The organism is Acidobacteriota bacterium (assembly GCA_003696075.1).
Taxonomy (GTDB): Bacteria; Acidobacteriota; Polarisedimenticolia; order J045; family J045; genus J045.
Map to the genome: position 1 here is coordinate 1 of RFHH01000032.1, position 6,316 is coordinate 6,316.

The 6,316-nt window shown below is 73.7% G+C and carries 7 protein-coding genes; all 7 read right to left on the minus strand.

The annotated features are described in order from the left end of the window. Positions 1-1,812, minus strand: a 1,812-nt coding sequence (locus D6718_02010) for a urocanate hydratase (protein ID RMG48321.1), incomplete at its 3' end; no start/stop codon positions are given. A 68-nt stretch (positions 1,813-1,880) separates the two neighbouring features. After that, complete coding sequence (locus D6718_02015) at positions 1,881-2,228, minus strand: DUF1499 domain-containing protein (GenBank protein ID RMG48322.1); 348 nt, start codon at positions 2,226-2,228, stop codon at positions 1,881-1,883. A 28-nt stretch (positions 2,229-2,256) separates the two neighbouring features. After that, complete coding sequence (locus D6718_02020; protein RMG48323.1) at positions 2,257-3,009, minus strand: uracil-DNA glycosylase; 753 nt, start codon at positions 3,007-3,009, stop codon at positions 2,257-2,259. After that, positions 2,999-4,207: a bifunctional phosphopantothenoylcysteine decarboxylase/phosphopantothenate--cysteine ligase CoaBC gene (coaBC, locus tag D6718_02025; protein RMG48324.1), complete on the minus strand. Its 1,209-nt coding sequence runs from the start codon at positions 4,205-4,207 to the stop codon at positions 2,999-3,001. Before coaBC ends, D6718_02020 begins: the two co-directional genes overlap by 11 nt. Continuing rightward, positions 4,204-4,836: a guanylate kinase gene (locus D6718_02030; GenBank protein RMG48325.1), complete on the minus strand. Its 633-nt coding sequence runs from the start codon at positions 4,834-4,836 to the stop codon at positions 4,204-4,206. Before D6718_02030 ends, coaBC begins: the two co-directional genes overlap by 4 nt. Further along, positions 4,833-5,717 (minus strand): YicC family protein, encoded by an 885-nt coding sequence (locus D6718_02035; protein RMG48326.1) that lies wholly within the window; start codon positions 5,715-5,717, stop codon positions 4,833-4,835. The genes D6718_02030 and D6718_02035 overlap by 4 nt, the downstream gene beginning before the upstream one ends. Beyond that, positions 5,714-6,316, minus strand: a 603-nt coding sequence (locus D6718_02040) for a lipid-A-disaccharide synthase (GenBank protein RMG48327.1), incomplete at its 5' end; no start/stop codon positions are given. The genes D6718_02035 and D6718_02040, both read right to left, overlap by 4 nt.

Here is a 6,316-nt window from a genome sequence, read left to right on the forward strand (position 1 = left end):
GCCGAATCCGCCGTTGATCACCTCGCCCCAGCCGACGCCGCCGCCGTTGTGCAGGCTGACCCACGTCGCACCGCGGAAGGCGTCGCCGACGAAGTTGTGGACCGCCATGTCGGCGCAGAAGCGCGACCCGTCGCGCACGTTGGCGGTCTCGCGCCACGGCGAGTCGGTCCCGCCGACGTCGTGGTGATCGCGGCCGAGAACGATCGGGGCCGACACCGCCCCCTCGGCGATCGCCCGGTTGAAGGCGAGCGCGATCCGGATGCGCCCGTCGCGATCCGCGTAGAGGATGCGCGCCTGCGAGCCGACGACGAGGCGGTTGGCGCCCGCGTTCCGGATCCACCTCAGGTTGTCGAGCATCTGCTGGCGAATCTCCGGCGGAGCGGAGCGCGCCTGCTCCTCGATCACGTCGCCGGCGATCCGGTCGGTCGTTTCGAGGTCGGCCGGATCGCCGGAGGTGCAGACCCACCGGAACGGCCCGAAGCCGTAATCGAAGCAGAGCGGGCCCATGATGTCCTCGACGTACGACGGGTACCGGAAGCGCCCCTCTCCGGCCTCGACGTCCGCGCCGGCGCGGCGGGCCTGGATCAGGAAGGCGTTTCCGTAGTCCCAGAACGCCATTCCCCGGCCGGCGATCTCGTTGATCGCCGCCACCTGCCGGCGAAGCGAGGCGTGGACCGCCTCCTTGAACCGTTCCGGGTCGCGCTTCATCAGCGAGCGCGCCTCCTCCAGGCTCAACCCCACCGGGTAGTAGCCGCCGCCGTAGGGGTTGTGGAGCGAGGTCTGGTCGGAGCCGAGATCGACGGGCACCCCCTCGCGCGCCAGGCGCTCCCACAGGTCGACGACGTTGCCGAGGTAGCCGATCGAGACCGCCTCGCGGTTCCGCCGGGCCCGTTCGATCCGGACGAGCAGGCGGTCGAGATCGTCCTCCACCTCCATGAGCCAGCCCTGCTCGTGCCGCTTGCGCACCGCCGCCGGGTTGATCTCGGCGATCACCCCGACCGCGCCGGCGATGACCGCGGCTTTCGCCTGCGCGCCGCTCATTCCCCCGAGCCCGGAGCTGACGAACAGCTTGCCGGCGAGCCCTTCCTCGCCCGTTCCGAGGTACAGCCGCCCCGCGTTGAGCAGCGTGATCGTCGTGCCGTGGACGATGCCCTGAGGGCCGATGTACATGAAGCTGCCGGCCGTCATCTGCCCGTACTGGGTCACCCCGAGCGCGTTCAGGCGCTCGAACTCCTCCAGCGAGGAGTAGTGCGGCACCACCATCCCGTTCGTCACCACCGCGCGCGGGGCGTCGGGATGCGACGGGAAGAGCCCCAGCGGGTGGCCGGAGTAGAGGACGAGCGTCTGTTCGTCGGTCATCTCCGCCAGGTAGCGCATCGTCAGCCGGTACTGGATCCAGTTCTGGAACACCGACCCGTTGCCGCCGTAGGTGACCAGCTCGTAGGGGAACTGCGCCACGGCCGGATCGAGATTGTTCTGGATCATCAGCATGATGGCGGCGGCCTGCCGCGAGCGCGCCGGATAGTCGCCGATCGGCCTCGCCCGCATCGGGTAGTGCGGCCGGAAGCGGTGCATGTAGATGTGCCCGAACTCGGCCAGCTCGCGCGCGAACTCCGGCGCGAGCGTCGCGTGCCAAGAGCGGGGGACATACCGGAGGGCGTTGGCGAGCGCGAGCCGCCGCTCGGCCGGCGACAGGCGCGGCTCTCGCGCCGGGGCGCGGTCGATCCCCGGATCGACGGGCGGCGGATCGGGGAGCCTCTCCGGAAGACCTTCCTTGACCTGCTGGCGGAACTCCTCGACGGAAACCGGCATGGGCGCGACCTCCGCCGGCATTGTACCGCCGGCCCGCGCGCCACGGCCGCCCGTGCGGCGCGGCCGGGTCAGCCCAGCCGCGACGCGAGGAAGCGGAGCAGCTCGCGCACGTTGCGCCGGTTCTGGCCGAAGTCGTGCTTTCCGACGCGGGAGCGCGAACTCACCGACACGACGCGCCGCTCCCCCTCGTCGCGAAGCTCCACCACCACGTCGTCGCGGAAGCGCAGCCAGCGCGTCACCCTGACGAACCGCACCACCGCCGCGTCCTCCCCCCGCTCCGCACCCGCCGCGCGCCAGCCGCGCAGGCTCCGCGGCACCTCCTCCAGCGCGGCGAGAACGGCGGCCGCCGGCGCCCCGGTGACGAGGGGGCGCAGTTCCGGATCGGGGTGCGCGGGATCGGTGGCCGCGAAGTTCACGCTTCCCTCTCCCGCCGGAAGCCCCCGCTCACGGCCGCGGGAGGCCGAGCCGCTGCATCACCTCCTGCATGTCCTCCCAGACGTCGCGCTTCGCCGCCGGGTTGCGCAGGAGATACGCGGGGTGGAAGGTCGGCTTGACCGCGACCCCGCCGCAGTCGTACCAGCGACGCCGCGCGCGGCTCATCGAGGGGATGCGCTCCCCGAGGAGTCCCTCGAGCGCGGTCCGCCCGAGCGCGACGATCACCTCGGGCCGCACGATGGCGATCTGGGCCCTCAGGAAGGGCAGGCACGCGGCCGCCTCGTCTGGTGTGGGGGCGCGGTTCTCCGGCGGCCGGCACTTGACCACGTTGGCGATGTAGACCTGCGCGCGGCTGAGCCCCATCGCGGCGATGATCCGGTCGAGGAGCTGCCCGGCGCGCCCGACGAACGGCTCCCCCTTGCGGTCCTCGTCGGCCCCCGGACCCTCGCCGACGAACATCAAACGCGCCTCCGGATCGCCGACGCCGAACACGACGTTGGTGCGGCCGCCGGCCAGACGGCACCGGCGGCAGTCGCCGAGCACCTCGCGTGCCAGCGTCTCAAGGGCCGCCCGCGGATCGTCCATTTCGACCGCCCTCGCGATCGCGGCGGCGTCCTCGGCGGCCGAGCCGAGAAGAGGAAGCGTTTCCGCGGCCGCCCGTCCCTTCGTCGATCGGCGCTGTCGCACCCGGACCTCCTCCACCCCCAGGTCGCGGTAGAGCGCGAGCCACAGCCGCGCCTGGCGCTCCTCGTCACCGCGCATCGCCCCTCCCCAGCCGGGCCTCGATCGCGTCGAGCAGCCGCTCCGCGGCCGCCCGCTTCGGGAGCAGCGGCCAGCGGTCGGCTCGCCCCTCGCCGTCGATCAGCGTGATGCGGTTGGTGTCGGTCCCGAATCCCGATCCCGCCTCGGCGACGTCGTTGACGGCGATCAGATCGCAGCCCTTCCGCGCCCGCTTCTCGCGCCCCTTGCGTTCCGCGTCGCCGGTCTCGGCGGCGAAGCCGACGATCACCTGGCCCGGCTCCCGCCGCCGGCACAGCTCGGTGAGGATGTCGGGATTGGGTTCGAGGGAGAGCGAAAAGGGGCGCCCCTTGCGGGAGATCTTCTCGGCGGCCGGTTCGGCCGGCCGGTGGTCGGCCACCGCGGCCGCCATCACGACGACCCCGGCGCCGGCCGCCTCGGCCAGGACCGCCTCTCTCATCTGCGCCGCCGTCTCCACCGGGACCACGCGCACGCCCCACGGCGGGGCGAGCGCGCACGGACCGCTGATCAGGACGACCTCGGCGCCCCTCGCTCGGGCGGCGGCGGCGATGGCGTAGCCCATCTTTCCGGAGGAGCGGTTCCCGACGTAGCGGACCGGATCGATCGGCTCCCACGTCGGGCCGGCGGTGACGACGACCCGGATTCCCGCGAGCGATCGGCGGCGGCGGGCGGCGGCGAGCGCGGCCTCCGCGATCCGCTCCAGCGGCGCCAGGCGCCCCGCCCCCTCGTCGCCGCAGGCGACGAGTCCCTCCTCCGGCTCGATCACGGTCACGCCGCGGTGCCCGAGCCGCTCGATCGAGGCGCGGGTCTCCGGGTGGTCCCACATCTTCGGATTCATCGCCGGGGCGACGACGACCGGCCCGTCGAACGCGAGATAGACCGCCGAGAGGAGGTCGTCGGCGAGCCCGCGGGCGAAGCGCGCGAGCGTGTTGGCGGTCGCCGGCGCGACGACGAGCGCATCGCCCCAGCGCGCCAGCTCGATGTGGCCGATCTCGGGCGAGGCCGGGTCGTCGAACTCGGAGAGGCGGACCGGGCGTCCCGAGAGGGTCGCCAGCGTCATCGGCGTGACGAACGAGCGGGCCGCCTCCGTCAGGATCACCTGCACCTCGGCGCCCGCCTTGACCAGGGCGCGGACCAGGTCGGCCGCCTTGTAGGCGGCGATGCCGCCGCTGACGCCGAGGAGGATCCGGGGTGCCGTCATCCCCCCTCCTCCGCCGGCGGGAAGGTGGAGACGATCCGCTCGGCCTCCGCCCGCCGCCGTGCGATCCGCGCCCGGTCGGCGCGCACGATCGCGACCAGCTCCTCCGCCGCGCGGTCCAGGTCGTCGTTGACGACGACGTAGTCGAACCGGTCGAACAGGCGCACCTCGCGGGCCGCGTTCTTCAGGCGCCGCGCGAGGCGGGCCTCGTCCTCGGTGTGCCGGCCGCGCAGGCGCCGCTCGAGCGTCTCGCGATCGGGCGGAAGGAGGAAGACGAACAGGGCGTCGGCACCGCGCCGGCGGAGCTGCTCGGCGCCCTGGACGTCGATGTCGAGAAGCACGTCCCGTCCCGCCGCCAGCTCCCGCTCGACGTCCGCCCGCGCCGTCCCGTACAGCTCACCGTGCACCTCCGCCCACTCGAGGAAGGCCCCTGCCTCGACCATGCGCCGGAAGTTCTCCCGGTCGGTGAATCGATACTCCCGGCCGTCCCGCTCTCCCGGCCTCGGGGGGCGGGTGGTCCAGGAGACCGAGAAGACGAGCCGTTCGACCGCGCCCAAAAGGCGCGCCACGAGGGTGCTCTTCCCCGCACCGGAGGGGGCCGTCAGGACGAACAGCCGGCCGGTCGCGCTCATTCGAGGTTCGCCACCTGTTCGCGGATCTTCTCCAGCTCGCTCTTGATCTCGAGCGCGCGGGCGTCGATCTCCGGATCCGCGCTCTTGGCCGCCACGGTCGAGATCTCCCGCCGGATCTCCTGCACGAGGAATTCCACCGGCCGCCCGATCCCCTCCGTGCCGCCCTCCAGCAGTGCCTCCAGCCGCCCGAGGTGGGCGTCGAGCCGAACCAACTCCTCGGTGACATCGGCGCGCTGGGCCGCGAGCGCCGCCTCTTGCGCGAGCCGTCCCTCGTCCAGGGGAATCTCGCCGAGCAGCGGCGCCACCCGCTCGCGGATCGCGTTCGCCACCCGCGCGGGGATCCGTTCGGCCGCCTCCCGGATCGCCACGGTCCCCGCGCGGATCGCCGCCACGCGCGGGACGATGTCGGCGACGAGCCGCCGTCCCTCTTCCTCGCGCGCCCGGCGGTTCTCCTCGAGCGCCCGCCCGACGGCCTCGAGAGCCACCCGCTCCACCACATCGAGGTCGAGCGCCTCCGGGGGCTGAGCCTCGATGACTCCGGGCAGGCGAAGCAGGACCTCGATGCGGGGCTCGTCCCACAGCCCGAGCTCCTCCGAAAGCCCCCGCCACCCCTCGAACAGCGCGCGCGCGGCCGCCCGGTTGATCGCGTAGCGGGGCACCGGCGGAGCTCCCCGCTCCCAGTTGACGGCGATGTCGATCCGGCCCCGCCCCGCGTGCTGCTGCGCGCGGCGGCGCAGGGCGGGTTCGATCGGATAGAGTTCGGGCGGCAGGCGGAACCGGATCTCCTGCTGCCGGCCGTTGACCGAGCGCACCTCCGCGGTCACCGCGATCTCGCCCTCCGCGGCGCGCCCTCGCCCGTAGCCGGTCATGCTCCGGATCACGGCGCCGATTCTCCCCGCCGGCCGCGGTCCCCGTCCAGCACCTCGAGGAGCGCCGCCGCCGCCCGGTCGTACGCGCCGGGCGGTCCGAGCGCGGAGCGCACGCGGGCGAGCGCGTCGAGAGCGCGCGACCGCTCCGGCCCCGGGCGGCCGAGCTGGAGGGCGAGCCGCGCGGCGCGGTCGGGGGTGAACGCGTCCTGGATCAGTTCGGGCAACACCTCGCTCCCCGCGACGAGGTTGACGAGGCCGACGTGGGGCACGGCGACGATCCGCCGGGCGATGGCGTGGGTGAGCGCCGAGGTGCGGTAGACCACGACGCTCGGAACGTCTCGCACCGCGAGTTCGAGGGTGGCCGTCCCCGATGCGGCGATGGCGGCGTCGCAAGCGGACGCGAGCAGATCGAACGCGCCCGCCGCCACGCGCGCCGGAAGCCCCGACGCCGCCACCTGCCGCTCGATCCGGGCGCCATCCACCCCGTCGGCGACCGGCACCACGAACCGGGCGCCGGGAGCCTCCGCGGCGATGCGTCGCGCCGCCTCCAGCATCGGAGGGAGATGGCGGGCGATCTCCGACGGCCGCGAGCCGGGGAGCAGGCCGAAGAC